The 26,885-nt window shown below is 58.9% G+C and carries 21 protein-coding genes; 8 read left to right on the forward strand and 13 right to left on the reverse strand.

Annotated features, from left to right (window positions below; genetic code table 11):
- Window positions 1-954, forward strand: a complete 954-nt coding sequence (locus ACLEIV_RS03010) for a GGDEF domain-containing protein (protein ID WP_410455181.1) — start codon at window positions 1-3, stop codon at window positions 952-954.
- Window positions 955-978: 24 nt separating this feature from the next.
- On the opposite strand, the gene ACLEIV_RS03015 is transcribed toward ACLEIV_RS03010, so the two are convergent.
- Both ACLEIV_RS03015 and fabV read right to left on the reverse strand, forming a co-directional pair.
- Complete coding sequence (locus ACLEIV_RS03015; protein WP_410455182.1) at window positions 979-1,476, reverse strand: anti-virulence regulator CigR family protein; 498 nt, start codon at window positions 1,474-1,476, stop codon at window positions 979-981.
- A 129-nt stretch (window positions 1,477-1,605) separates the two neighbouring features.
- Complete coding sequence (gene fabV / locus ACLEIV_RS03020) at window positions 1,606-2,805, reverse strand: enoyl-ACP reductase FabV (protein ID WP_410455183.1); 1,200 nt, start codon at window positions 2,803-2,805, stop codon at window positions 1,606-1,608.
- A gap of 236 nt (window positions 2,806-3,041) precedes the next feature.
- On the opposite strand from fabV, the gene radD reads away from it, so the two are divergent.
- From radD to ACLEIV_RS03040, 4 genes are all read left to right on the forward strand, one after another.
- A complete protein-coding gene (gene radD / locus ACLEIV_RS03025; RefSeq protein ID WP_410455184.1) occupies window positions 3,042-4,787 on the forward strand; it encodes a DNA repair helicase RadD in 1,746 nt (581 codons plus the stop codon).
- 29 nt (window positions 4,788-4,816) lie between these two features.
- Window positions 4,817-6,250 (forward strand): D-alanyl-D-alanine carboxypeptidase/D-alanyl-D-alanine endopeptidase, encoded by a 1,434-nt coding sequence (dacB, locus tag ACLEIV_RS03030; RefSeq protein WP_410455185.1) that lies wholly within the window; start codon window positions 4,817-4,819, stop codon window positions 6,248-6,250.
- 99 nt (window positions 6,251-6,349) lie between these two features.
- Complete coding sequence (locus ACLEIV_RS03035) at window positions 6,350-6,613, forward strand: GrxA family glutaredoxin (RefSeq protein ID WP_410455186.1); 264 nt, start codon at window positions 6,350-6,352, stop codon at window positions 6,611-6,613.
- Window positions 6,614-7,098: 485 nt separating this feature from the next.
- Entirely contained in the window at window positions 7,099-8,313 is a 1,215-nt protein-coding gene (locus tag ACLEIV_RS03040) for a pyridoxal phosphate-dependent aminotransferase (RefSeq protein WP_410455187.1), read from the forward strand.
- Window positions 8,314-8,406: 93 nt separating this feature from the next.
- Here the strand turns inward: ACLEIV_RS03040 and cls are convergent, their stop codons facing one another.
- On the reverse strand, window positions 8,407-9,864 hold the full coding sequence (gene cls, locus ACLEIV_RS03045) for a cardiolipin synthase (protein WP_410455188.1): 1,458 nt from the start codon (window positions 9,862-9,864) through the stop codon (window positions 8,407-8,409).
- A 104-nt stretch (window positions 9,865-9,968) separates the two neighbouring features.
- Between cls and ACLEIV_RS03050 the strand changes: the two genes are divergently transcribed.
- Window positions 9,969-10,514, forward strand: coding sequence for a YceB family lipoprotein (locus ACLEIV_RS03050; RefSeq protein WP_410455189.1), 546 nt, complete (start codon window positions 9,969-9,971; stop codon window positions 10,512-10,514).
- 18 nt (window positions 10,515-10,532) lie between these two features.
- Here the strand turns inward: ACLEIV_RS03050 and ACLEIV_RS03055 are convergent, their stop codons facing one another.
- Window positions 10,533-12,275, reverse strand: coding sequence for a putative bifunctional diguanylate cyclase/phosphodiesterase (locus ACLEIV_RS03055; RefSeq protein ID WP_410455190.1), 1,743 nt, complete (start codon window positions 12,273-12,275; stop codon window positions 10,533-10,535).
- 175 nt (window positions 12,276-12,450) lie between these two features.
- Complete coding sequence (gene purL, locus ACLEIV_RS03060; protein WP_410455191.1) at window positions 12,451-16,341, reverse strand: phosphoribosylformylglycinamidine synthase; 3,891 nt, start codon at window positions 16,339-16,341, stop codon at window positions 12,451-12,453.
- Window positions 16,342-16,503: 162 nt separating this feature from the next.
- Here purL and mltF point away from each other — a divergent pair, with 162 nt between their 5' ends.
- Both mltF and ACLEIV_RS03070 read left to right on the forward strand, forming a co-directional pair.
- On the forward strand, window positions 16,504-17,946 hold the full coding sequence (gene mltF / locus ACLEIV_RS03065; protein ID WP_410455385.1) for a membrane-bound lytic murein transglycosylase MltF: 1,443 nt from the start codon (window positions 16,504-16,506) through the stop codon (window positions 17,944-17,946).
- Window positions 17,947-18,336: 390 nt separating this feature from the next.
- Window positions 18,337-18,489 (forward strand): hypothetical protein, encoded by a 153-nt coding sequence (locus ACLEIV_RS03070; RefSeq protein WP_410455192.1) that lies wholly within the window; start codon window positions 18,337-18,339, stop codon window positions 18,487-18,489.
- 65 nt (window positions 18,490-18,554) lie between these two features.
- On the opposite strand, the gene ACLEIV_RS03075 is transcribed toward ACLEIV_RS03070, so the two are convergent.
- The 8 genes from ACLEIV_RS03075 to pilW all read right to left on the reverse strand — a co-directional run bounded on the left by ACLEIV_RS03075 (window position 18,555) and on the right by pilW (window position 26,884).
- Window positions 18,555-18,995 (reverse strand): universal stress protein, encoded by a 441-nt coding sequence (locus ACLEIV_RS03075; protein ID WP_410455193.1) that lies wholly within the window; start codon window positions 18,993-18,995, stop codon window positions 18,555-18,557.
- A 168-nt stretch (window positions 18,996-19,163) separates the two neighbouring features.
- The gene (gene der, locus ACLEIV_RS03080) at window positions 19,164-20,687 is read right to left on the reverse strand and encodes a ribosome biogenesis GTPase Der (RefSeq protein WP_410455194.1); all 1,524 of its coding nucleotides are present in this window, start codon (window positions 20,685-20,687) and stop codon (window positions 19,164-19,166) included.
- A 72-nt stretch (window positions 20,688-20,759) separates the two neighbouring features.
- A complete protein-coding gene (gene bamB, locus ACLEIV_RS03085; protein WP_410455195.1) occupies window positions 20,760-21,932 on the reverse strand; it encodes an outer membrane protein assembly factor BamB in 1,173 nt (390 codons plus the stop codon).
- 2 nt (window positions 21,933-21,934) lie between these two features.
- A complete protein-coding gene (locus tag ACLEIV_RS03090) occupies window positions 21,935-22,579 on the reverse strand; it encodes a YfgM family protein (protein WP_410455196.1) in 645 nt (214 codons plus the stop codon).
- Window positions 22,580-23,854: a histidine--tRNA ligase gene (hisS, locus tag ACLEIV_RS03095; protein WP_410455197.1), complete on the reverse strand. Its 1,275-nt coding sequence runs from the start codon at window positions 23,852-23,854 to the stop codon at window positions 22,580-22,582.
- A gap of 188 nt (window positions 23,855-24,042) precedes the next feature.
- Window positions 24,043-25,161, reverse strand: coding sequence for a flavodoxin-dependent (E)-4-hydroxy-3-methylbut-2-enyl-diphosphate synthase (gene ispG / locus ACLEIV_RS03100; RefSeq protein WP_410455386.1), 1,119 nt, complete (start codon window positions 25,159-25,161; stop codon window positions 24,043-24,045).
- Between the two features lie 18 nt (window positions 25,162-25,179).
- Complete coding sequence (locus ACLEIV_RS03105) at window positions 25,180-26,073, reverse strand: RodZ domain-containing protein (RefSeq protein WP_410455198.1); 894 nt, start codon at window positions 26,071-26,073, stop codon at window positions 25,180-25,182.
- A gap of 31 nt (window positions 26,074-26,104) precedes the next feature.
- Entirely contained in the window at window positions 26,105-26,884 is a 780-nt protein-coding gene (gene pilW / locus ACLEIV_RS03110; RefSeq protein ID WP_410455199.1) for a type IV pilus biogenesis/stability protein PilW, read from the reverse strand.
- Between the last annotated feature and the right edge of the window lies 1 nt (window position 26,885).

The following is a 26,885-nucleotide window of genomic DNA, read 5'->3' on the forward strand; positions in this document are numbered from 1 at the left end:
ATGAATCTCGATAAACTGGATACACACGCCTTTCACTTTCTGGTGGATATGCTGGAGTCGGTCGAAATCGGCCTGGTGGTACTGGATTTGGACTTCCAGGTACAGCTGTGGAACGGCTTCATGGAGAACCACAGCGGCCTGACTTCCACTGCGGTACGGGATCAAAACCTGTTCAGCCTGTTTCCCGAGCTGCCCCAGACCTGGCTCCGTCGTAAAGTGGATACCGTGGTTACCCTGAAAACCCGGGCCTTCACTTCCTGGGAGCTACGGCCCTACCTGTTTCGCTTCGGTACTAGCCGTCCGGTGACCGGTACCGAACCTGTCATGTATCAAAACCTGACCATCAGCCCGCTGGCAGAGCCGGATGGCAGCATAAAACGCGTTTGCCTGATGATCTACGATGTCACCGATGTGGCCAGCAGCCGACTGGCACTGGAGCAAGCCAACAAGCAGCTGTCCCGGCTGAGCATCACCGACAACATGACCGGTCTGCTGAACCGGGCCGCCTGGGAAAACCTGCTCGATAGCGAATTTGCCCGCTACCAGCGCTATTGTCATCCCTGCAGCCTGGTGATGATAGACGTCGATAACTTCAAATCCATCAACGATCAATATGGTCACCCGGCCGGTGATGAAGTGATTCGCCATCTTGCCGCCACCATTCGCGCCGCCCAGCGCCGCACCGATCACTCCGGTCGCTACGGCGGCGAGGAGTTCGGTATCATATTGCCGGAAACCGATGGCGAAGGTGCCATGGTCATCGTTGAACGTCTGCGACAGGCCATCGAAGCCGCCGTGGTGAAAACCCAGCACATAGAAATCCGCTACACCATCAGTGCAGGGATTGCCACTCTGGATAAAACAATCCCCCATGCAACCACATGGTTGCTCCAGGCCGACAATGCCCTGTATGCCGCCAAGCGTGCCGGAAAAAACCGGACCGAGGTCGCCTGACTACAGCCGCAACCGGCACCGTACTCAGTCTAAGATGCTTTCCAGAATGAAACGGACATTGTCGGTCGCCAAATCCACCAGCACCGCTTTATCCCCGATCCGCAGCCATTCGTAGCCTTCATAGTAGGGCAGCCGTTCCCGCAGGCGAGGATCGAAGCGTTTGGCAATTCCCGGTGGCAGTGGCTTGCCCCGTTGCAGATTTTTTCTGATACCCGGCGGCAGCGCATCCCGATGCTGACCGTCATTCAGCCAGTCCCGGTGTTCACGAAAGACGAGTCGCAGCGCGGCCTCATCGACATTCGGATAGCGTCGGTCTTCTTTTCGCTCCCGATCACGCCGATACTCCCCAGCACGGTCACTGTCCCGGCGGTGTTCCCGTTTTTGCTCCCGAAGCTCGCCGTCACGGTATTTATGCTCTTTCTGCTGCCCCTGATCTGCCGGTGGCTGCGCCTGAGCCGACAGAGGCGCAGTAACCAGCACGCCGGTAAACAGCAAGGCACCCAGTGTCATATTGGCCTTCATAGAAGCTCCCGATACGGTTGACGTTACCATCACTGTACGCTCGAACATCATAAGCAACAAACGAACCCAATAAAAAGCCCCTGCCGGAAACATCCGGCAGGGGCTTTTTTCGAATAAAGAGTCTCAGACTCAGGCCAGTTCAATCACCTCGAAGCTGACTTCCGGATTGACGTCGGCATCATAATCCACGCCGGTCAGACCGAAACCGAACAGACGCAAAAACTCGTCCTTGTAGCCCTGATAGTCGGTCAACTGGTAGATGTTGTCATCTTGCACCTGAGCCCAGATTTCACGGCAGGCGTTCTGCACTTCGTCACGCAGTTCCCAGTCGTCCAGACGCAGACGGTTCTGTTCGTCGACCGGCGCTTGCTCACCGCTGTAAAGGCGGGTTTCAAACAGACGCTGGATCTGCTCGATACAGCCTTCGTGAATTCCCTGCTCTTTCATTATCTTGAAGGCCATGGAAATATACAGCGGCATCACCGGAATGGCGGCAGAGGCCTGGGTGACCACCGACTTCAACACCGCCACATGGGCGTTGCCGCCCTTGGCCTTGAGTTGGGTATCGATGGCGTGCGCGGCGCGATCCAGATCTTCCTTGGCCTTGCCCAGGGTGCCGTGCCAGTAGATAGGCCAGGTCAAATCGGTACCGATATAGGAATAAGCCACGGACTTGGCACCGTCGGCCAGCACACCGGCTTGGCCTAAGGCGTTCATCCACAGCTCCCAGTCCTGACCGCCCATCACCTTGATGGTATCGGCAATTTCCTGCTCGTTGGCCGGCTCGACCACGGCTTCTATCAGCACATCCTTGTTGGTGTCCAGGGCGGTGGACTTGTAGGGTTCGCCGATGGGCTTGAGCGCGGAACGGACCAGTTCACCGGAGTCCGGCATTTTACGTACCGGAGACGCCAGGGAGTAGACCACCAGATCAATCTGGCCCAGATCCTGTTTGATCAGATCAATCACCTGGTCACGGCATTCGTTGGAGAAAGCGTCGCCGTTGATGCTCTTGGCGTACAGACCTTCTTCCTTGGCGACCTTGTCGAAGGCGGCGGCGTTGTACCAGCCGGCGGAGCCGGTCTTTTTCTCGGTGGCCGGCTTTTCAAAGAAAACGCCGATGGTAGCGGCACCGCTGCCGAAGGCGGCATTGATGCGGGAAGCCAGGCCGTAACCGGTGGACGCGCCGATCACCAGTACCTTTTTGGGACCCTGCTCAAGCTGGCCCTTGGCTTTGACGTAGGCGATCTGCTCGCGTACATTCGCCTCACAACCGACCGGATGGGTGGTGGTACAGATAAAGCCACGGACCTTGGGTTTGATGATCATAAAGATGTTTGCCTCGGTTATTCTCGGATAGACGCTAAAGATACCTTATTCCGGGACAAATGTGAGGCCTGACGTGTGCAAGATGCTGCAGGTGCACGATGCTGACAGGCACAATACGCCGGCACGCAGCAAGTACATCCATGTATGCTCAACGGCGGCATCCCTGCCGCCGATGGTCGGCTTTATTGTGTCCTGCCAGCATCTGCCCAGCATCTGCCCAGCATTGGAGAAAGTAGGTGTTTACCCTTCGCCCCTATCAGCAGGATGCGGTGAATCGCACCCTTGAGTATTTTCGCCGCCATGACGAGCCGGCGGTACTGGTGCTGCCCACCGGTGCCGGCAAGAGTCTGGTGATCGCCGAGCTGGCGCGCATTGCCCGCGGCCGGGTGCTGGTGCTGGCGCACGTCAAGGAGCTGGTCGAGCAGAATCATGCCAAATACCAGAGTTATGGCCAGCAGGCGGCGGTTTTCTCCGCCGGTCTCGGACAGAAACAGGCCCACACCCAGGTGGTGTTTGGCTCTGTACAGTCGGTGGCGCGCAACCTGGAGCATTTCTCCGATTTCAGCCTGGTGGTGATCGACGAATGTCATCGGGTGTCGGATGACGACGACAGCCAGTATCTGCGGGTGATCAAGCACCTGCGTCAGTCCAATGCCCGGCTCAAGGTGCTGGGGCTGACCGCCACCCCCTACCGGCTGGGACTGGGCTGGATTTACCAGACCCATTATCACGGCATGGTACGCAGCCGCTCGAAACGCTTCTTCAGGCACTGTATCTTCGAGCTGCCGTTGAGACTGATGATCAAGCAGGGCTATCTGTGTCGGCCCGAGCTGATTGACGCCCCCGTGGTGCACTACGACTTTTCCCGTCTGTATGAGCAGGGGCTTTTTACCGAAGCACAGCTGGAGAAGGAACTGGCCCGCCAGCCCAGGGTAACGCCGCACATAGTGCAGCAAATTCAGGACTACGCCGTCGACCGGCTCGGGGTCATGGTGTTTGCCAGCACGGTGCGCCATGCCGCCGAGGTCGCCGGCCTGCTACCGGACGAGCAGACGGCGCTGATCACCGGCGACACCCCGGGCCCGGAACGGGATGCCATTATTCGCCGCTTCAAGGCGCGGGAGCTGAAATACCTGGTCAACGTGTCGGTGCTGACCACCGGCTTCGATGCGCCCCATGTGGATGTCATTGCCCTGCTACGCCCCACCCAGTCGGTGGCACTCTATCAGCAGATAATAGGCCGGGGTCTGCGCCTGAGTCCGGACAAGACCGACTGCCTGGTGCTGGATTACGCGGGCAACAACATGGACATCTTCGCTCCCGATGTGGGAGAGCCCCGCCCCCATCCGGATACTACCCAGGTACAGGTGTTGTGCCCCGCCTGCGGTTTCGCCAATATTTTCTGGGGCAAGACCGACAACGACGGTCTGGTGCTGGAGCACTACGGACGTCGCTGTCAGGGGTTGTTCGAAGATGACGAGGGCGGGCTTGGCGAGCCCTGCGGTTACCGCTTTCGCTTCAAGTCCTGCCCCCAGTGTCTGGCAGAAAACGATATTGCCTCCCGTGAATGCAACGACTGCGGTCATTTGCTGGTGGACCCGGACAAGAAGCTGAAGGAGGCGCTGGCACTCAAGGATGCGCTGGTGCTGCGCTGCGCGGGCCTGAGTCTGGCACAAGCCAGCGGCAAGTTCGGCCCGGCACTGAAGGCCACCTATCACGACGAGGATGGCACCGAGCTGCAGCAATGGTATGCTTTCGACAACAAGGGCAGAGGCGGTCGCTTTTTTCTGGAGTTTGTGCGGCCACACTGGCCGGCCCCCGGGCTTGAGCCGGAGTTTACCTCACTGGCCGAAGTGGTGGCCTCGGCCTCGCGCTTTCGCCACCCGGACTTCGTGATTGCCAGAAGCCACAAGCGCGGCTGGCGGATAAAGGAAACCCTGTTCGATTACCAGGGCCGGTTCAGAACCGCCCATTCACTTTAAAAGCCCATGACCTTAAAGAAAAGAGAAGTATGCATCGTTATTTAACCGGCTTAGCCGCCATCATGTTCAGCCTCTCGGTTCAGGCGGTTGCGCCACAGGAAACAAACAAGGCGGCTATTCCGCCGGAACACGGCCAGGCGGCCTGGATCCTCGCCGACGCCACCACAGGCCAGATAGAATCGGCGCACAATGCACAGCTGCTGCTGAAACCGGCCTCGACCCAGAAGCTGGTCACCACCCTGGCCGGCGCTCTGGCGCTGGGTCCGGACTGGCGCTACAAGACCCGGGTTCGATATCGAGGCAAGCTGCACGACGGCAAGCTGGTCGGCGACCTCTTGATCGACTTCGTCGGTGATCCTTCGTTAACCAGAGAGCAACTGCAGGCTCTGCTGAAACGCACCGGGGTACGTCAGGTAAGCGGTAACGTACTGCTGAACCGGCAACGCTTCGCCGGCTACGACCGCGGCAATGGCTGGTCGTGGAACGACCTGAGTGTCTGCTATACCTCGCCGGTGTCGGCACTGATCCTGGATCGCAATTGCGTGCAGGGCGCCCTTTACGCCCATCCGGATCAGCCGGCCCGCGCGACGGTACCGGCACATCAGCCGGTCGAGATCAGTGCCGATGTAACGGTGCTGAGTCGTGCCGAGCAGAAGCTGCACTTCTGTGAGCTGGAAGTAGAGATGAGCCCACCCAACCAATATCGTCTCACCGGCTGTATCGGCCCTCGCAAGGATCCCTGGCCTCTACGCTTTGCCATTCAGGATGTAGACGTCTGGGGTGAGCAGCTGACGCGCTGGGCCCTGGGTCAGGCCGGCATCCGGGTATCCGGCAGCATCAAGACCAACCGTGTCGACGCCAACGACTGGCCCGTACTGGCCCATCATAACTCCCCCCCGCTGCGGGAGCTGAGCCGACAGATACTGGAGCATTCCGATAACCTTTATGCGGACAGTCTGCTGAGAACGCTCGGCGCCGAGCACTTTGATCAGCCCGGCAGCTTCCGTAACGGCACTCAGGCGGTCAGAGACATCCTGAAGACACAGGCAGATATCGATCTGGGCCCGTCCTGGTTGGCGGACGGCTCCGGACTGTCTTCCCACAACCTGCTGCGCGCCGAAGATCTGCTGGCGGTACTGCTGGTGATGGTACAGGATCCTCGTGCCAACTGGCTGATGGGCGTCTTGCCGGTCAGTGGTGAAAGCGGCACCCTGCGCTATCGTCGCAGCGTGCTCGGCTCCGCCCTCAAGGGCAGGATCATGGCCAAAACCGGCACCATAGCCCATGTGCAGAACCTGGTCGGTTTTATCGATACCGATGGCGGCCAACGCAAGGCCTTCGTGCTGCTGCAGAACGGTCTGTCCATCAGCCCGCAGCATGAAAAGAACATTGCCGCCGGGCAGGGTGAATGGCCCGCCCGGCGATTTGAACGCCGCTGGTTGGAGTCGGTGGCCTCACAATAATCCATTGCTTAAACCAATCAATCAGTAACAAATTAACGATTTATATAATAAGAGCACCGTCTTTATACTGTGCTCAACCAATCAGTCAGGAGAGAGCCCATGTTTGCAGTGATTTTTGGTCGTCCCGGTTGCCCCTTTTGTGTTCGCGCCAAAGAGCTGGCAGAAAAGCTGACCGAGGAGCGGGATGACTTCAACTTCCGTTACGTCGACATTCATGCCGAAGGCATTTCCAGGGAAGATCTGGAAAAGACCGTCGGCAAACCGGTAGAAACCGTGCCGCAGATTTTTCTGGATCAGCAACATATCGGTGGTTACACCGAATTTGAAGCTCATGCCAAGGCCCACCTGGGACTGTTTCAGTAAGCGTCAGGCAGGCCGCGAGCAGCTCGTTTATCGTGAGGCAACAGGGTTGCCTCATACTGCTAAAGGTATGTGTCGTCATTCCCGCGAAAACGGGAATCCAGTGCGATACGCCGTCGCGGAGATGACCGATAGGGAAAGCAGCCTCTTGTTGGTCTCTGAGCCGGCTGTTCGCCCTGCTATAAACAATTCAAATAACCGTCTGTCTATTCCGGCTGAAGACGGCCTGCAAGAGATGCGGTTTTACCCATCGCTTAAGGCAGACGGCTTACAGCTGTCTTTATTGCCTTTTTTCGTCACAAGCCGCTGATTACCCCTTTTCATCCTGGCGACAAAGTCTCATCATGGGCCCCATCACTAGTCTTTACCGGCCTGTGGCTCCCGGATAGCTTTTTTGCCCGCGGCGCATGAACTCCATGCCGACAGGGTGGCGCTTTGCTTGCCGGTCGCAGCCCAGGCTGGTGTGCAATCCGAGGCCGTCAGTACTCATGTATTCCGTAGAAAAATCGCACAAGCTGGACAACGTCTGTTACGACATACGCGGACCAGTCCACAAAGAAGCCCGCCGCCTGGAAGACGAAGGCCATCGGATCCTCAAGCTCAATATCGGCAATCCGGCGCCCTTCGGCTTCGATGCGCCGGAAGAGCTGCTGAAAGACATCATAGTCAACCTGCCGACCAGCCAGGGCTATTGCGATTCCAAGGGACTGTTTTCGGCGCGCAAGGCGGTGATGCAGTATTACCAGCAGAAGGGATTACGCACCACGGATCTGGACGATATCTATATCGGCAACGGGGTGTCGGAGCTGATCGTGATGGCGATGCAGGCGCTGCTGAACAACGGCGACGAAATTCTGGTACCCTCACCCGACTATCCGCTATGGACCGCCGCCGTGACTCTTTCCGGCGGCAAGGCGGTGCATTATCTCTGTGACGAGCAGGCCGACTGGTACCCGGATCTGGACGACATCAAGTCCAAAATCACCCCGCGTACCCGGGGCATAGTGCTGATAAACCCCAACAACCCCACCGGCGCCGTCTACGGCAGCGAGTTCCTGCTGGAAGTGATAGAGATCGCCCGCCAGAACAAGCTCATCATCTTCGCCGACGAAATCTACGACAAGATCCTCTATGACGATGTGGCCCACCATTCGGTATGCACCCTGTGTGACGACGTGCTGGTCGCCACCTTCAACGGCTTGTCGAAGAGTTATCGTGCCGCCGGGTTCCGTCAGGGCTGGATGATGCTGAGCGGTCCCAAGCATCAGGCCAAGGGCTATATCGAAGGGCTGGAGATGCTGTCGTCCATGCGGCTGTGCGCCAACGTACCCATGCAGCATTCCATTCAGGCGGCGCTGGGTGGCTATCAGAGCATCAACGAGCTGGTGTTGCCCGGCGGCCGGCTGCGTCGGCAGCGAGACCGAGCCTGGGAACTGCTCAACGATATTCCGGGCGTGAGTTGTGTCAAGCCCAAGGGTGCCATCTACATGTTTCCCCGGCTGGATCCCAAGATATACAACATCAAGGACGATCAGAAGATGGTATATGATCTGCTGCTGCAGGAAAAAATGCTGCTGGTACAGGGCACCGGTTTCAACTGGCCGACACCGGACCATTTCCGCCTCGTTACCCTGCCGCGAGTAGAAGAGCTGGAAGATGCCATCGGCCGTCTCGCCCGCTTCCTCAAGCATTACAGGCAGTAAAAGCGGTAAGCTAAAAAGCGCAAAGCCGGAAAAAAACCCCGAGTCTGCAGACCCGAGGGTTATTTTCCGGCTTACGGCTTGAACTTGAAGCAGCTACAAAAGCGGGCTCAACAGGTAGAACAGGTTTTCTGCTACCCTACGGCGCAGCGGCCGCTTGCGCCATTCCAGCCAGGACACCGGCTTGGCGTCGCTCAGATAATTGTCGGCCAGCTGTAGCAATTCACCCATGGCCTGACCGTCATCCACCAGTAATGTCATTTCAAAATTCAGCCACAGGCTGCGCTTGTCCAGGTTAACCGTACCCACCAAGGCAAACTGATGATCCACCAGCACACACTTGCTGTGCAGCAGTCCGGCGCCGTACAGGTGAATTTCTACTCCCGCATGCAGCAGCTCGTCGAAGAAGGCATTGCAGGCATAATTGACCATGCGCGAGTCGTTTCTGGCCGGCAGCACCAATTGCACTTCCACGCCTCGATCTGCCGCCGAGCACAGGGCCGCCACCAGGGGATCGTCGGGCACGAAGTAAGGGGTGATCAGCACCAGCCGCCGCCGGGCCTGGTAGATGGCGGTCAGCAGACTCTGCTGAATAGCGTCGCCGCCCATGAAGGGGCCCGAGGGCAGCAATTGCAGCCTGAGCTGGTTATCCAGACAGCTGATGGGATGATATTCCAGCTGCTCCAGCAGCCGCTCGCCGGTTTCCATTTCCCAATCCCACACGAACAGCGACCAGAAGATAGGCACTATGGGCCCCCGAATGCGCAGCATGATGTCGACCCACTGACCCACACCCGCATTTTGTTTAAAGCAGGCCGGATCCACCAGATTCATTGAGCCGGTATAGGCCACGTCGTCGTCGATCACCACCAACTTGCGGTGCATGCGCAGATCCTGACGCTCAAACAACAGCCGGAAAGCCCCCACCGGCAGCACTTCCACTACCTTGACACCCGCCTCCCGCAGCCGACGCGGCCAGTAGCTGCGAAAGAAGTCGGCGCTGCCAACCGAGTCCAGCAACAACCGGCAGTCGACGCCCCGGCGGGCCGCATTCATCAACTCGAAGGCAATAGCATCGGCCCGCCCACCGGGATACCAGATATAGTATTCCAGATAACAGGAGCTGCGCGCCGCCCGGATATCGGCCTGCAACGCCGCCAGGATCTCGCCCGGTTGTTGCAACAGCGTCATGCCGTTACCGCTCAGCATCGGCATATTGAGCCGGGCCTTGACCAGCTCATAGATAGGCCGGGCCGGATCGCTGACCTCGAACTGTTGACCGGGAAAGCGCGCCACCAGTACGTTGATCCAGTCAGCATAGGGACGGTACATGGCCTTGGCCCGCTCCGCCCGCTTGCGCCCGAGACGCACCTCGCCAAACAGGATATAGGTTGCTACCCCCAGAATGGGTATGGCATAAATCAGTGCCAGCCAGGCCAGAGATACCCCCACAGGGCGGCGTTTCATGATGACCCTGAGCGTGACACCGACCACCAGGCTGGTATGGGCTGCAAACAGCAACCAACCGAGCAGCGTATAGATATAATCACTCAAAAATGCCTTGCTCCTCTAAAGCGGGGCGGTGCAGACTGATTAGGATTTGTTGACCTGGTCAACAGGCCCTAAGGTACAGAAAACCGAGACAGGGATACAGACTGATGAAAATTATAGTTTTTTTAATCGCCTTCGGGATAAGCACTCTGGCTTCGGCCCAGAGCCTGACCCTGACCGAACAACAACTCAACCAGGAGCTGAACCATCAGCTTGGCAAAGAGTTCCCCTTTTCTCTCGGGTCCTGGCTGTCGGCGGGAATAGAGCTGAAAAAACTCAGTGTCGAGCTGGGCCGCCAGGAAGCAGACAAGGCCCGGGTACAGGGACAGGGAATTCTGTCGATGCAGCAGGGAGCGCAACGCAGTCACTGGGACATAGAAGGTGATTTCAGCGCCCGCCCCCGCTATGACAGCGAGCAGGGCGCCTTGTTTCTGGACGAGTTCAAACTACTGAGCTATCGGCTGAATCAGCAGACCAGCTCGTCTCAGGCCAGCATTATGTTGCCACTGCTGCTGCAGGGCCTCGCGGGTTATCTGTCCCAGTATCCGGTCTACACCCTGGATGAAACCGATCCCCTCCAGCGCCGGCTGAAAGACAAGGTACTGAGCCTGGAGATAGCCCCGGGGCAGCTGCTGCTGCGCGGTGTCGACTAATTGGCCGGCTGAAATGCGCTAATTCTTTCGCGGCGAATAGATGGCATTCACTTCGTTCGGGCTCATGGGGAAGGCCAGCAATCGGCCCTGGGCCGCACCACAGTCATGTTGGTGCAAGAAGCACATCTGCTCATCGGTCTCTACACCGCAGGCTACCACCGCTATGCCCAGCGACTTGCCCAGCAGCAGCAAGGAGCGGATCACCGACTGATCCAGCGCATCGAAATGTTCGGACATCAGGCTGCGGTCCAGCTTGATGCCGTCTATCGGCAGCTGCCTGAGCTTGCCGAAGTTGAATCGCCCCTCGCCGACATTATCCAGGTACACCCCCATACCGGCGGCTCTGAAACGGTTCAGTACACCCAGCAGAGATTCGCTGCGGCGCATTATGAAGTCACTGCGAATTTCCAGAATAACACGCTTGGGGCTGACCCCTTGTCGCGAAAGCAGCGCCAGCCAGTGTTCGGCCCGCTGCTGCTCCAGCTCCAGGCCGCTCAGGTTGATGCTGACCTTCCCTTGCCAGTCATGAGCCTGCTGCCAGCAGCGGATCTGTCGTACCACCTCACCAAACACCCAGTCGGCCAGTCGGCTCCACAGGCCTGCCGCCCCGACCGCCGGTAAAAACTGCGCCGGGTAGAGTACACCCAACTCCGGGTGTCGCCAGCGCAGCAAGGCCTCCAGGCTATTCCATCGAGCGGTATCCAGTACCAGAGAGGGCTGGAATTCCAGATACAGGTGCCCACTCTTTATAGCCTGAGGCAAGTCTCCGGCCAGCCATTGCTGCAGCTCCAAATGGGCAAAACGAGTCCGGTCGAACAGACAGACTCGGGTCTTTTTATAGGTCTTGGCCTCATACATGGCGGTGTCGGCATAACGCAGAAGGGTCTCGAGCTCGACCCCGTGCTCGGGATAGAGACTGACGCCTATGCTGGCCCCCACGCTCAGCTCGTGACCGACAACCTGCATCGGCGCCTCGATCCGTTCCAGCAGCTTCCCGGCCTTGTACATCAGTGCCGATTCCGTCATGGCACCACGCCATATCATCACGAATTCGTCACCACCGATACGCGCCACCAGTTCGTTGGGACCAACCTGCTCCTGCAGACGGGCCGCCAGCGCCTTGAGCAACTGATCGCCTACCCCGTGGCCGAAGCTGTCGTTGATCGGCTTGAAACGGTCAAGATCGATAAACAGCAGGGACAGCTGCTCTCTCTGCTGCAAGGCCGGTTTGATCTTGTCGAACCAACTCAGCAGAAAGGTACGGTTGGCGGTACCGGTCAGAATATCGTGATGCGCCAGATAGCTGAGCTTATCTTCCGAACGCCGGAGCCGGCTGATGTCATCCAGAATACCGATAATATGATTGACTCGTCCGTCCCTGCCCCGGACCAGGTGCAACATCAGCTGGTGGGTCACCAGTTGCCCTTCACGATTGTGATGCTGTACCTCACCCTGCCAGCTCCCCTGCTGCTGCAGTCGCAGCCAGATGTCCCGATAGTAGCGGCGCCCGTGCAGCGCCTCGTTGATCTGGGTGAGGTGACGACCTTCAATATCGGCCGCATCCAGCTCGCTGAGCCGAGAGAAGGCCGGGTTTACCTCCAGTACCCGACCGCGGGCATCCATCAGTACTATGCCCTCGCGGGTGTGATGCATGATTTGCCGGGCCAGGATCAGTGAACGCTCGGCCAGTTCCCCTAACCGCTCGGGGCCGCCCAAGTGACAGTCAGCCGGCGTTGTCCATAACACATTGCTGTTATCCATGTCTGCGTTCTACTGGTTGAATGAATGACATCGGCAGGTATCGCTGTCTGCCTCGCAAGGCCGATTCCGGGGTGATTGTTTTTAAGACTGTTACATCATATAGACTCAAACGAAAAATAAAAAGCCCGCATTGCTGCGGGCTTTTTATTATTCAAGGCAAATTGCAACTTGCACCTTAGCCGAGATTCTTGCGTGCATTGCGGAAGATGCGCATCCAGCCGCCGTCTTCACCCCAGCCATCCGGATGCCAGGAATTGGCCACGGTGCGGAACACCCGCTCCGGATGCGGCATCATGATGGTAACCCGGCCGTCCTGGTTGCTGAGACCGGTAATGCCGTTGGCGGAGCCATTGGGGTTGAAGGGATAGCGCTCGGTGGCCTGGCCATGGTTGTCCACGAAACGCAGGGCCACGGTACCGCTGGCCTCGATGGCGTTAATGTCGGCATTGAGAGTCTGTACTCGACCTTCACCGTGAGACACGGCGATGGGCAGACGAGAGCCGGCCATGCCGGACAGGAACAGGCTGGGTGACTCCTGTACTTCCACCAGGCTGAAGCGGGCCTCGAACCGCTCCGAGGTGTTGCGCACGAAGTCCGGCCAGTGGGCGGCACCGGGGATCAGATCCCGCAGGCGGGACAGCATCTGACAACCGTTACAGACCCCCAGGGCGAAGCTGTCTTCACGGGCGAAGAAGGCTTCAAACTGCGCCCTCAGCGCCTCGTTGAACAACACCGACTTGGCCCAGCCGCCACCGGCACCCAGTACGTCACCATAAGAGAAGCCACCACAGGCGACCATGCCGGCAAACTCGTCCAGCCGGTAGCGACCGCTTTGCAGGTCGCTCATGTGCACGTCGACGGCGGCAAAGCCGGCGCGATCGAAGGCGGCGGCCATCTCCACATGGGAGTTAACACCCTGCTCGCGCAGTATGGCCATGCGCGGATGCACGCCTTTGGCGATAAAGGGCGCGGCTATGTCTTCTTTGGGATCGAAGCTGAGCGACACCGACAGGCCGGGATTGCTCGCTTCCAGCTTGGCATCGAACTCGCTCTGCGCACAATCCGGGTTGTCGCGCAGGGCCTGCATCCGGTAGCTGGTCTCGGACCAGAGCCGACGCAGTTCGGTACGGGACTCGGAATAGACTTCTTCACCGGCGAAGAAGAAGCGCAGTTGATCGTCCTGATTCGGCTGACCGATGACGTGGCTGCAGGCAGCCAGGCCATGGCCGGCCAGGCTGGTCAGCACCGCTTCCTTGTCTTCGCGGCGAACCTGCACGACAGCGCCCAGCTCTTCGTTGAACAGCGCCGCCAGTTGATCGGCACCCAGCAGGTCCAGCTCGATGTCCAGCCCCGTGTTACCGGCGAAGGCCATTTCCGCCAGGGTGGCAAACAGGCCGCCATCGCCCTTGTCGTGGTAGGCCAGCAACTTGTTGTCGGCAATCAGGGCCTGAATGGCGTAGAAAAAGCCTTTCAGCGTTTCGGGGCTGTCCAGATCGGCGGGCTTGTCACCCAGCTGACGGTACACCTGGGCCAGCGCCGAGGCGCCCAGACGGTTCTTGCCGTTACCCAGGTCGATCAGGATAAGGTCTGTATCGCCCAGATCGCTGCGCAACCAGGGGGTGACGGTGGCACGCACATCGTTGACCTTGGCGAAGGCGGTGATCACCAGCGACATCGGGGAGGTAACCGATTTATCTTCACCGTTCTCCTGCCAGCGGGTCTTCATCGACATCGAGTCCTTGCCCACCGGTATGGTCAGCTCCAGCTCGGGACACAGCTCTTCGCCCACGGCCTTGACCGCTTCGTACAAGCCGGCGTCTTCACCGGGATGACCGGCGGCAGACATCCAGTTGGCAGACAGTTTGATATGCTTGAGCTCGCCGATGTCGGTAGCGGCGATGTTGGTGATGGCTTCCGCCACCGCCAGTCGGGCCGAGGCCGCATAGTCGAGCAGGGCCACCGGGGCCCGCTCACCCATCGACATGGCTTCACCGGCATAGGTGTCGAAGGCGGCAGCGGTGACGGCACAATCGGCCACCGGCACCTGCCAGGGACCGACCATCTGATCCCTAGCCACCAGACCGGTGACGGTACGATCGCCTATGGTGATCAAAAAGCCCTTGTCGGCCACGGTCGGCAGTGTCATGACCCGCTCGGCCGCGTCCTTGAGATCGATACCAGCCAACTCCAGCGCCGGACTCCGGTGCCGGGCCGTGATGACGTCACGCTGCATCTTGGGCGCCTTGCCCAACAGCACTTCCAGCGGCATGTCGATGGGCTGATTGTCGAAATGCTCGTCGTGCAGGCTCAGGTGCGGCTCGGCGGTGGCCTCGCCAACCACGGCGAAGGGGGCCCGTTCGCGGCGACAGATGGCTTCGAATTCGGCCATGCGATCATTCGCCACCGACATCACATAACGTTCCTGGGACTCGTTACACCAGATTTGCAGCGGGCTCATGCCCGGCTCGTCGTTGGGAATATTGCGCAGCTCGAAGCGACCGCCACGGCCGCCGTCGTTGACCAGCTCGGGCATGGCGTTGGACAGGCCGCCCGCGCCCACATCGTGGATAAACTGGATGGGGTTCTGCTCACCCATGGCCCAGCAGCGGTCAATGACTTCCTGACAGCGGCGTTCCATTTCCGGGTTGTCCCGCTGTACCGAGGCAAAATCCAGATCTTCGCACGACTGGCCGGACGCCATGGAGGAGGCGGCGCCTCCTCCCAGACCGATGTTCATCGCCGGGCCACCCAGCACCACCAACTTGGCGCCGACGGTGATCTCGCCCTTCTGCACGTGCTCACCGCGAATGTTGCCCAGGCCACCTGCCAGCATGATCGGCTTGTGATAACCACGCACTTCCTCGCCGTTGAAGCTGGATACTTTCTCTTCGAAGGTACGGAAGTAACCGAGCAGGGCCGGACGGCCAAACTCGTTGTTGAAGGCGGCGCCGCCCAGCGGGCCGTCGATCATGATGTCGAGGGGGCTGACGATGCGCTCGGGCTTGCCGAAGTCCTGCTCCCAGGGACGGGCATAGCCCGGTATTTTCAGGTTGGACACGCTGAAACCGACCAGGCCGGCCTTGGGCTTGGAGCCCCGCCCGGTGGCGCCTTCGTCACGGATTTCGCCGCCGGAGCCGGTGGCCGCGCCCGCATAGGGCGAAATAGCGGTGGGATGGTTGTGGGTTTCCACCTTCATCAGAATGTGGATATCTTCCTGATGGTAGCGATATTCACCGGACTCGGCACTGGCGAAGAAGCGCCCGGCGGTAGAGCCGGTCATCACGGCCGCGTTGTCTTTGTAGGCCGACAGCACATGTTCGGGCGTCTGCTCGAAAGTATTTTTGATCATCTTGAACAGCGACTTGGGCTGTTCGACGCCATCTATGGTCCAGTCGGCGTTGAAAATCTTGTGACGACAATGCTCGGAGTTGGCCTGGGCGAACATATAGAGTTCGATGTCGTTGGGATTACGGCCCAGGCTGGTAAAACCGTCATACAGATAATCGATTTCGTCATCGGCCAGCGCCAGGCCCAGACGCTGATTGGCTTCGGCCAGGGCTTCACGGCCACCAGTCAGTATGTCCACTGCGGTCACCGGTGCCGGCTCGGCTTCGGCAAACAGGCAACTGGCATCTTCCAGCGCATCAAGGGTCACTTCGGTCATGCGGTCGTGCAGCATGGCAATGACCGCTTCCAGTTCGGCGGCACTCGGGCTGCGCTCGAAACTCAGATAATAGGAGATGCCACGCTCGATACGCTTGACCTGGGTCAGACCGCAGTTACGGGCAATATCGGTCGCTTTACTGGACCAGGGCGAAAGAGTGCCGGGGCGGGGGGTAACCACCACCAGCAGACTACCGGCGGCGGGGGTAATACCCTGGGCCGGGCTGTCGATCAGCTGGCTCAGGGTTTGTCTGCTGTCGGCCTCGAGGTTGGCGTTCAGCGCAACAAAGTGCACATACTCGGTTTCAATGGCAGCCAACGGCAGGTTCTGCTGCTGGGCGCGGCGAACCAGGGCCCGGGTTCTGAAACCGGATAAGGCCGGTGAGCCTCTCAGTATTTCCATAGTGGCAGTTCTCAAAGCGTGAGTGAATGGGGGGTTGAGAAATTGGCGGTATTATAGGTTTACACCCCTGCCCTGTCGACGCTCATTTCCGGAACCTTATCCCGCTGAACACCCCGAAAAGAACAGGCATTGCCTGACGAAGTGGTCAACTTCTGCTATAAAATGCCGATTGTATTGACTGAGGACTCGCTTTTGCGCCTGTTACTGATGCTTTTCAGAGCCCCCCTGTTGCTGAGTTTGCTGGCTCTGGCGGGCTGTGATTTTCACGATAAACGCCAGACCCAGCAGGAGCAAATCCAGTCTCGAGGAGCCTTGCGGGTCGGCACTCTCTATCATCCGCTCTATTACTTTTTGCGCGACGGTCAGGAAGAAGGCCTGGATTACGAGCTGACGCGGCTCTTTGCCGACTCGCTGGACGTGGAGCTGACCATGATCCCCGCCTATAGCCTGGACGAGCTCTTTACCCTGCTCGACACGGGCCAGGTAGACATGCTGGCCGCCGGCCTGACCATCACCCCACAGCGGCGTCAACAATATCGCTTTGGTCCCAGTTATTACGACATCGCCCAGACCCTGGTGTATCGCAAGGGCAACTCCCGGCCCCGGGGGCCAGAACAGATCGAAGGCGAAATCCGGGTACTCGCAGGCTCTAGCCAAGCCGAATCGCTACACCTGCTGCAACAGGAGTTACCCACCCTGCACTGGGAAACCCGCCGGGACACGGACGCAGAAGATCTGCTGCGCCAGGTGGCCGAAGGCCGGACCGACCATACTCTGGTGGCCGATATTCTGCTGGCCCGCACCCAACGCTATTATCCCAATATAGAGGCCGCCTTTACTCTGGGAGAGCCGCAGCCGGTGGCCTGGGTGCTGGACCAGGGGGACGACGACAGCCTGCTCGGCCGGATGCTGACCTTTTTCGACCATCAACAGGAGACCGGCACTCTGGCACGACTGAATGAAAAATACTTCGGTCATGTGCAAAGCTTCGACTACGTCGATACCCGCACCTTTTTGCGCCGAACGGAAACCATACTGCCCGACTACCAGCCGTTGTTTGAACGTTATGCGGGGGAGCTGGACTGGCGTCTGCTCGCGGCCATCAGCTATCAGGAGTCGCATTGGGATCCGCAGGCCCGCTCCTATACCGGCGTGCGTGGCATGATGATGCTGACCGAAGACACCGCCAGGCAAGTGGGTGTTTCCGACCGGCTGGACCCGGAACAAAGCATTAGTGGCGGCGCCCGGTATCTTTCTTCGCTAATGGAACGATTGCCGGACGCCATTCCCGAAGATGAACGAGTCTGGTTTGCGCTGGCCGCCTACAATATCGGTCTGGGACACCTGCTGGATGCCCGCCGACTGACCAGACTCCGCGAGCAGGATCCCGACTCCTGGGCCGCGGTAAAAGAAAATCTGCCGCTGCTGCATCAGCCCAGATGGTACAGCAAAACCCGCTACGGTTATGCCCGGGGCCGGGAGACACAGCAGTTTGTTAACAATATCCGCCAGTATTATCAGAGCCTGCTGTGGAAAGACAACCCAGGTACAGACCTGGGACTGACCGCCCAGCATGAGAGTTTATCTGCAGAACCGGAAAGTTAACAATAATGTCACTTTACCCGGACAGCTCAACCTGATATTAAGGGTCTGTTGGCCTTTCGAGATGATTTTTGCAACAGTTGGTGGGGCTTGATACAAGGCAACGCTTATGTCATCTAGTCATTCTGCATAAGTGAGCGATAACGCAGCGACAAGGCCCTACAAGCGCTGCCCTGCGGGTTCGGCTAAACGCGTTTTTTTCTTTGTTGAGAGGGCTTTGCTTAGCATGGCTAGGCTCCCCCCATACGCTCGATAACAACGCGTTTAACGCGAACAAGATGTCACCACGAAAGGTCAACAGGCCCTAGTGCCGTAACACCGCAATATATTGCCGACTGCATATCATGTATGTCGCCGATAGTGCGGTATCGATTTAAAGAGGAATTCACAATAATGTTGAAACGAAGACGCACCCTGTTGAAACAGCGCAAGCCGGCGAGCTGGTCGCCCCGCCGCAAGATACTGCTGCAGGATGTTCGCCGCAAGATACTGCGCCGTAACAATGCCTATTTTCTGATCCCAACCGACATAGAACCGGCGGCCTGACGCCGCCGTCAACCCGCACCTGTACTCCATGCCCTGCCTGGCCATGAACTATCAGATCTTGACCATTACCGTACCGTAATAACCCCACATTTGGCACCATGACTCACCTTGTGTGACACGCTGCCCATCATCAAGCCAGCCAGATCCCCCAGTCCACGACAGCCCATCACTATCACATCGACACCGAGTATCTTCGCCCGCTGCATAATGGCCCGCGCCGGCTCACCCCCCGCTATATGAGTCTGGACATGGATCGCACCGAGTTTTCGAGCCTCGGCTTCGGCACCGGCGATCACTTTCTTGCCAGCCGCATCCATTTCCTTGAGTTCATCTCCGATGGCTACGGCACCTATGCCCCAGATCAGGGTCGCTTCATGGGGCAGGACCTCGGGCACATGCAGAATATGCAGCGTGGCATCGTCCAGCCTCGCCAGATGGCAGGCCAGTGTCAACGCCTTTCTGCCGTGTTCAGAGCCGTCCACGGCCACCAACAGTGAACTGTACATAAAACCTCCTGTTATCCATACAGGGCCCCATGACCCCTGCTATCCATACTAGACCAAGAATTTTACGTGAGGAGTCAATCCGAAATCGGCTGGCAGTGCTTATTTGACGCTTCTCGCCTCTCTCAGGCTTTTCGATAAAAAACGCCGGCTAAGCCGGCGTTTGAGTGATTATTTTTTCTTGTTGAAGCGCATCATGCGTTTACGTTTACGTATCTGGGTTTCGGTCAGCTTGTTCTTGATGCCCTCAAAGGGATTGGCACCTTCGTTGAACTCGACCCGGATCGGGGTACCCATCACCTGCAGGGAGCGACGGAAATAGTTGATCAGATAACGCTTATAGGACTCCGGCAGATCCTTGACCTGGTTGCCGTGCACTATGATGCGCGGCGGGTTGTACCCCCCCGCATGGGCGTACTTGAGCTTGACCCGGCGGCCACGTACCAGCGGCGGCTGGTGATCTTCCTGCGCCATCATCATGATGCGGGTCAGCATGGAGGTATTGACCCGCTTGGTGGCCGATTGGTAGGCCTCCACCACTGAGCCGTACAGGTTGCCCACACCGCTGCCGTGCAGCGCCGAGATAAAGTGCAGGCGGGCAAAGTCGATGAAACCGAGGCGACGGTCCAGCTCGCGTTTGATGTCTTCCTTCACGTCCTGATTCAGGCCATCCCACTTGTTGACCGCCAGCACTATGCTGCGGCCGGCGTTGAGCACGAAACCCAGCAGGCTGAGATCCTGATCGGAAATCCCCTCGTGGGCATCCAGCACCAGCAGCACCACGTTGGCGTCTTCTATCGCCTGCAGGGTCTTGATCACCGAAAACTTTTCGACGGTCTCATGTACCTTGCCGCGGCGGCGTACCCCGGCGGTATCGATCAGGATATAGTCCTGCTCGTCCCGCTTCATCGGAATATAAACGGAGTCGCGCGTGGTACCCGGCATGTCGTACACCACGACCCGGTCTTCACCGAGAATACGGTTAGTCAGGGTGGACTTGCCCACGTTGGGGCGACCGACGATGGCCAGCTTGATCGGCAAGTCTTCAAACGGCACCGCCTCTGCGGCATCAATCTTGTCCATCGCCTCGATGACGCTATCGATGTCGTCGCTATCGAAGTCCACCTGCTCGAAATCGAATTCATCGGCTTCGGCATCGTCCGCTTCGGCAGTGGCTTGAGCCTCAGCCTCGGCGGCCAGCTCTTCGAGCTGGGGAGCCAACGCCGTTTCCAGCAGGCTCAACACGCCTCGACCGTGGGAGGCGGCGATGGGATAGAGCTCACCAAGTCCCAGCTGATAAAATTCGCTGACGGCTGAATCGGCGTCGATACCATCTGTTTTATTCACCACCAGCAGGGTGTCTTTCTGACAGCGACGCAGGTGGGCGGCGATGGCTTCATCGGCCGTGGTCAGGCCGGCGCGGGCATCGACCATGAACAACACCACATCCGCTTCGTCGATGGCCGCCAGAGACTGCTCGGCCATTTTCAGCTCTATGCCTTCTTCGGTGCCGTCGATACCACCGGTGTCGACCACGATGAATTCCAGCTCGCCAATCTTGGCCTGGCCATATTTACGATCCCGGGTCAGGCCGGGAAAGTTCGCCACCAGCGCATCACGGGTGCGGGTCAGGCGGTTAAACAGGGTGGATTTGCCCACATTGGGGCGGCCCACCAGAGCCACTACTGGCATCATAAAATCAGTCTCCAAAAAACAATAACGGCTCCTGATCCGAGATCAGGAGCCGGTGTGTCACTTCCGCCGGGATCAAGGCTGGCCTATGGCCACCAGATCTCCGCCGCGGCTTTGCACATAAAGGGTATCGCCGGCCACGACAGGAGCCACATACAGCCCCTCGCTGTCGATACGCTGCAACGATTTGAGCACGCCGCTTTGACGATCAAACCAGTACAGATAACCCTCACCGTCGCCTGCCACCAGATAATCACCGAACACGGTCGAGGCCGTCAGCTGGCGATTTTCCAGCTCGGTATTCGACCATAGTTCCATGCCACTGCGCGCATCCACCGCAAACAGATGACTGCGGCTGTCACTGATATAGAGCTGGCGACCATCGGTACTCAGATCCTGAGAGCCCTGATACTGACGCTTCCACAATTCCTGCCCCGAAATCAGCTGATGGGCGGTCAATTGGCCATTATAAGCGATAGTGAACAGGATATCGCCCAGAATCACCGGTTTCGCGGCCACATCGACCATGCGCTCCAGCTCGGTGGCACCGCGAGGGCTGGCAATACGGGTATCTCGCACCGGCTGACCATTGGCCAGCAGCGCTACGCCCAGACGACCATCGGCCCGGCCGTAGAGCACGGCGCCACCTACCGTGACCGGCGTGGCCATGCTGCGCAGGGTCAGGCTGGGCTGCTCGTTACGCAATTGCCACTGCTGTTCACCGCTGGCCGCATCCAGCGCCACCAGATTACCGGCGCTGGTATGCACTACCACCTTGCCTTCGTCTACCGCCGGGGCGGCCAGCACCTCACCGGGCACTTCTCGGGTCCAGAGCAGCTTGCCTTCAGACTGTGATACCGCATAGACGATACCGTTCTCGGAACCAAAATAGAGGTTGCCGTAGGCCGCAGTCAGACCACCGGAGATACGCGGGCTACGCTGATTGTCGTTGATATCCAGTTTGTCCAGCCGCAACTGCCACTGTCGATCACCGCTCTCGCTCTCATAGGAGGCCAGTACCCCGTCCCGGGAGGCGGCGAACACCCGTTCGCCATCGACTACAGGGCTCAGTTGGGAATAGAAGTCACCGACGCCATTGCCGACCGAGGTCGTCCAGCGAGGCTTGGTATCCAGGATATTCTTGACGTCCGGCAGGGGGTTTGCCGGCGCGACCTCTGGCTGGCTGGAACAGGCGCTCAGGCCCAGCCCCAACATCAGGGGTAACATCAGGGTCAATGGTTTACGCATGCTCATTCCTCATCACTCAGCTCGGCAGACACCGCCAGATTGTCGAGTTTCAGCTGCAGCCCCGGATTATTGGTCAGCCCGCCCGCATCCAGCGCCGCACGATAGGCATCACGGGCATCATCGGCGTTGCCTTCGGCCATAAAGAGGTCGCCCTGAATTTCGCTGCGCTGGGCGCCGAAGGCATCGGCCTCGATGGCATCAATATAGGACTGGGCCCCGGCCAGCTCGTTCTGCGCCAGTAACACCCGGGCCAGGCGTAGACGAATGGTATCGCTCAGTGCCGCATCCTGGGTGCCGGCCAGAGCCAGCTCCAGCTGTTGTTGAGCCAGTTCAAGATCATTGACCTTCACCGCCTCGGCCGCCAGCAGCAGCGCCGCCAGTTCGCCGTAATTGTTACCCTGATTCTGTTCGACGAAGGCGGCGGTCTCGTCAAAGGCCGCAGGGCCTTTCGTCGCCAGCTGCTCGCTTACCAGAGCGAAGGCATCGGCACCGGCGGCACGCGTCTCAATCTGATGATTCTGGTAGTAACGCCAGCCAAACAAACCACCCAGGCCAATCACGGCGCCCAGGATGATGGACTTGCCATACTCCATCCACCAGCGCTTGAGAGTTTCCAGCTGCTGCTCTTCCGTACTGTTGATATCCACTTAGATCCCCTTCTTGAGCTGTTCAATCATGTCGTTAACCGCCAGCGTCTGTTGCTCGCCCTGGCCACGCAGATACTTGACGGTCACTTCGCCCCGGGCTATTTCATCTTCACCCAAGATCAGGGCGATGCCCGCCCCGCTCTTGTCCGCCCGCTTCAGCTGTTTCTTGAAATTGCCGCCGCCACAGTGGCTCATCACCCGCAGACCCGGCAGTTGATCACGCAACTGCTCGGCCAGGGCAAAACCCGCTACCTGACTGTTGTCGCCCATCATCGCCAGATACACATCGGCCAGCGCCGGCTGTGCTTCAACCTGGTTGAGGGTTTCCAGCAGCAGCACCAGTCGTTCCATCCCCATGGCAAAACCGACGCCAGGCGTGGCCTGGCCACCCAGCTGTTCGACCAGACCATCGTAACGGCCACCGCCACAGACGGTACCTTGGGCACCCAGACTCTCGGTGACCCATTCGAATACGGTCAGGTTGTAATAGTCCAGACCACGCACCAGACGGGGGTTGATTTCGAAGCCGATGCCGGCTGATGTCAGCAACGCCTTCAATCCCTCGAAGTGGGCCCGGGTCTGCTCACCGAAGTAGTCGCCGAGTACCGGTGCTTCCTGCAGCAGCGCCTGAACTTCCGGGTTCTTGCTGTCCAGCACCCGCAGAGGGTTGGTATACAGTCGACGCTGGCAGTCTTCGTCCAGCTGGTCTTTATGCTGTTCCAGATAAGCCACCAGCGCCTGGCGGTATTCGGCCCGTTCTTCGGGCTGACCCAGGCTGTTCAGTTGCAGCACCAGGTGTTCGCTGACGCCAAGCGTCTTCCACAATCGGGCGGTAAGCATGATCAGTTCGGCGTCGATGTCCGGCCCCTGCAGGCCGAACACCTCTACCCCAAACTGATGGAACTGACGATAACGGCCCTTCTGGGGACGTTCGTAGCGGAACATGGGGCCCATGTACCACATGCGGCGTTCCTGGTTGTAGAGCAGGCCGTGTTCGATACCGGCACGCACACAGCCGGCGGTGCCTTCGGGTCTCAGGGTCATGCTGTCGCCGTTGCGGTCGTCGAAGGTATACATTTCCTTTTCGACCACGTCGGTGACTTCGCCGATGGCCCGCTTGAACAGGCCGGTGACTTCCATGACGGGCATGCGCACTTCGGCGTAACCATAGGCACGCATGAGGTCACGCAGTACCGCTTCTGCCTGTTGCCAGGCCGGGGTTTGTTCCGGCAGGCAGTCGTTCATTCCACGAATTGCTTGAATCTGTTTGGCCACGAAAATATCTCTATGGTTGACGGCTTAAAGAAAATTGAATGCTACAGGCAATGCCGCAAAGCTTGTAAAGCGGATTCTGCTGCTCTCTAAGCCGACCGTAACATGCCAGGGATGGCATGTCCGAGCCCCAAGGATGGGTTTATGGCGTGTCGGTGTGAGAGCAGTAGTGTCCGCTTGTGCACGAAGCCTCAGTTTTTGTCCTGCACCGGAATACGAGCGGCCGGGTCCATCATGGCGACCTTGGCCCTGATACGGCTTTCCAGCTCGTCCACCAGGTTGGTGTTATCGAGCCGCCCCACGCGCTCGCCGCCGTCGTACAAGGCGCTCTTGCGCTGGGCGCCAGCCAGACCGAGATCGGAGATCAGGGCCTCACCGGGGCCGTTGACCACACAGCCGATAATGGACACGTCCATCGGCACCACTATGTCCTCGAGCCGGCTTTCCAGCTCGTTGACGGTGCTGATCACATCAAACTCCTGACGAGAGCAGGACGGACAGGCGATAAAGTTGATGCCCCGGGAACGAATGCGCAGGGACTTGAGAATATCGAAGCCGACCTTGATTTCTTCCACCGGATCGGCGGCCAGCGAGATACGCAGGGTGTCGCCGATGCCCTCGGCCAGCAACATGCCCAGACCGATGGCGGACTTGACCGCACCGCTGCGAAAACCACCGGCTTCGGTGATACCCAGGTGCAACGGCTGCTCTATCTGGCGGGCCAGTTCCCGGTAGGCGCCGACGGCCAGAAACACATCCGACGCCTTGACGCTGACCTTGAACTGATCGAAGTTGAGGCGGTCCAGGATCTCCACATGACGCAGCGCCGACTCCACTAGCGCCGCCGGGGTTGGCTCGCCGTATTTTTCCTGCAGATCCTTTTCCAACGAACCGCCGTTGACCCCGATACGAATGGGAATACCCTTGTCCCGGGCACAGTCCACCACGGCACGAACTCTGTCTTCACGGCCTATGTTACCCGGATTGATGCGCAGACAATCGGCGCCATATTCGGCCACCTGCAGGGCGATGCGATAATCGAAGTGAATATCGGCCACCAACGGCATTGTGGTACCGGCACGAATAAGCTTGAAGGCCTCTGCCGCCTCCATGGTCGGCACCGATATCCGCACTATGTCTGCGCCAGCCTTTTCCACCGCCCGGATCTGGGCCAGGGTCGCCGCCACGTCCGTGGTCAGGGTGTTGGTCATGGTCTGTACGCTGATGGGGGCATCACCCCCCACCAGCACGGAGCCAACTCGAATTTGTTTGGATAGGCGACGAACTATGGGGGTTTCATGTAGGGACATCATTTACTCTTGCGTTAATCAGGATTTCGGTACGGTCAGGCGGGCTACCCGGCCGGCGCTAAAGGAGGACAGATCCACCGCCTTGTTCAGATACTCGACGCTGGCGGCATGGGGGGCGCCCAGGATCAGACGAAAGGGTGGCTCCCCCTTCAGGCTAAGGGCCTGACTGGCCTTTTGCATCCCTTCGGCCAGTACCCGGCCACGGCTGTCGGTCACCTTGATCCAGCAGTCATCGGTAAAGTTCATGGCCAGCAGCCGGGGATCGGCCACCGGCGTGGCAGACTCGGCAATGGCAACCGTAGCCGGTTCTGCCGCCGGCCCGGTAGCCTCTGCTACCGTGTTGTCGCCTGTTGTGGCATCGGGTGCCGGGGCGTCGGGGGTTGCCTCCGCCGTGGCATCGACATCATCCGCTGCCGGGGCTGCCGGCAGCGTCAATTGGGGCGTAACCAGCGGAATATCCGCTTCTGCTACCGGCTCTTCCTGTTGCCGGGCATTGGAGTCCAGGCCAGACTCCATGTAGTTGACACCGCTGTCCTGCCACCACCAGTAAACCAGTGATCCCAGCAGGCCAAACAGCACCAGCCAGCTGATCCGCTTGAGCCAGTTGTCGCTGGCCTGCTGCCGGGTCTTTCTGGAAAAGCTCTGCATAGGAGCGGCGGTCTTGATCTGCTCGATGCCACTCATGCTGTCGAAAGCGGCCAGTGCCTCCTGCTCCTTGACGCCCACTACCTTGGCATAGGCTTTTACATAGCCGCGCAGAAAGGTGAGGGCAACACCGGCCTTGTATTGATCACCGTCGATAGACTCAATCACCGCCAGCCTTAGATTAAGACGACGAGCCACTTCGGCCTGGGTCCAGCCTTTGGCCTCTCTGGCCTCTCGCAACAGGGCCCCGGGACCGGGAGTTGCCACTGTTTCAGCCTGAGGCTGAGGGTCTGCTTCGTTAATAGTCATTTGATAGGAATCGCCTGGCCTGTTCTGAATCCGGAAATAACCGTATCAGCTCGGCACCGGCCAGCTGGGCTTGCGCCACACTGCCTTGTGCTTCTGCCGTACGCACTGTTAACCATAAACTCTGTGCACTGGGCTGATGCTCGTCCCGGTAGCGGGCAAGATACTCGAGTGCATCACCGTCATCACCCTGCTCTGCCAGCAGCTCTGCCGCCCCCAGCAGGGCTTTCGATCTGCCCGGACTGTATTCCAGTGCTCGCCTGAAATAGTCTAGTGCGACCTCTGATTTGCCAGCTCGTATGGCGCACATGGCCGCATTTTCGTAGCTGTCGGCCACCTGCACATAGCCAGATGACACTATCGCTCCCCTGAACATGACATCAGCTTCGTCGAAACGTTCCCGGCCACACAGAAAAACACCGTAATTATTCAGCCCATCGCCATGATGGGGATCCAGCTTCAGCACCCGACGGTAACTGTTCTCTGCCTGCTCATAATCGGATACAGACTGATAAAACCAGGCGCGAGCGAGATGAACATCGGCATTGCGAGGATCCAGGGCCAGGGCCCGGTCAAGATTGAACTTGGCCTGCTCCGTATCCCCCCGTCGTAAATATGCCAAACCAAGATTCATTCGAGTTAAAGCCGCTTCCGACGGCTTGAACATCACTTCCCGAGACTGACGTCCATCAGACAAATAGGTGGTTTCATGAACACAACCACTCAGGATGGCTCCCATCAGTAACGCCGGCAACAGAGTAAGCGTTCGCATT

The organism is Oceanisphaera submarina (genome assembly GCF_046521305.1).
Classification (GTDB): Bacteria; Pseudomonadota; Gammaproteobacteria; order Enterobacterales; family Aeromonadaceae; genus Oceanimonas; species Oceanimonas submarina.

Bases quoted from the DNA above. Each gene is read 5' to 3' on its own strand.
- ACLEIV_RS03010 (WP_410455181.1), top strand. From the start codon at position 1: ATGAATCTCGATAAACTGGATACACACGCCTTTCACTTTCTGGTGGAT.
- ACLEIV_RS03015 (WP_410455182.1), bottom strand. From the start codon at position 1,476: ATGAAGGCCAATATGACACTGGGTGCCTTGCTGTTTACCGGCGTGCTG.
- fabV (WP_410455183.1), bottom strand. From the start codon at position 2,805: ATGATCATCAAACCCAAGGTCCGTGGCTTTATCTGTACCACCACCCAT.
- dacB (WP_410455185.1), top strand. From the start codon at position 4,817: ATGCATCGTTATTTAACCGGCTTAGCCGCCATCATGTTCAGCCTCTCG.
- ACLEIV_RS03035 (WP_410455186.1), top strand. From the start codon at position 6,350: ATGTTTGCAGTGATTTTTGGTCGTCCCGGTTGCCCCTTTTGTGTTCGC.
- ACLEIV_RS03040 (WP_410455187.1), top strand. From the start codon at position 7,099: ATGTATTCCGTAGAAAAATCGCACAAGCTGGACAACGTCTGTTACGAC.
- ACLEIV_RS03050 (WP_410455189.1), top strand. From the start codon at position 9,969: ATGAAAATTATAGTTTTTTTAATCGCCTTCGGGATAAGCACTCTGGCT.
- ACLEIV_RS03055 (WP_410455190.1), bottom strand. From the start codon at position 12,275: ATGGATAACAGCAATGTGTTATGGACAACGCCGGCTGACTGTCACTTG.
- purL (WP_410455191.1), bottom strand. From the start codon at position 16,341: ATGGAAATACTGAGAGGCTCACCGGCCTTATCCGGTTTCAGAACCCGG.
- mltF (WP_410455385.1), top strand. From the start codon at position 16,504: ATGCCGATTGTATTGACTGAGGACTCGCTTTTGCGCCTGTTACTGATG.
- ACLEIV_RS03070 (WP_410455192.1), top strand. From the start codon at position 18,337: ATGTTGAAACGAAGACGCACCCTGTTGAAACAGCGCAAGCCGGCGAGC.
- ACLEIV_RS03075 (WP_410455193.1), bottom strand. From the start codon at position 18,995: ATGTACAGTTCACTGTTGGTGGCCGTGGACGGCTCTGAACACGGCAGA.
- der (WP_410455194.1), bottom strand. From the start codon at position 20,687: ATGATGCCAGTAGTGGCTCTGGTGGGCCGCCCCAATGTGGGCAAATCC.
- bamB (WP_410455195.1), bottom strand. From the start codon at position 21,932: ATGCGTAAACCATTGACCCTGATGTTACCCCTGATGTTGGGGCTGGGC.
- ispG (WP_410455386.1), bottom strand. From the start codon at position 25,161: ATGTCCCTACATGAAACCCCCATAGTTCGTCGCCTATCCAAACAAATT.
- pilW (WP_410455199.1), bottom strand. From the start codon at position 26,884: ATGCGAACGCTTACTCTGTTGCCGGCGTTACTGATGGGAGCCATCCTG.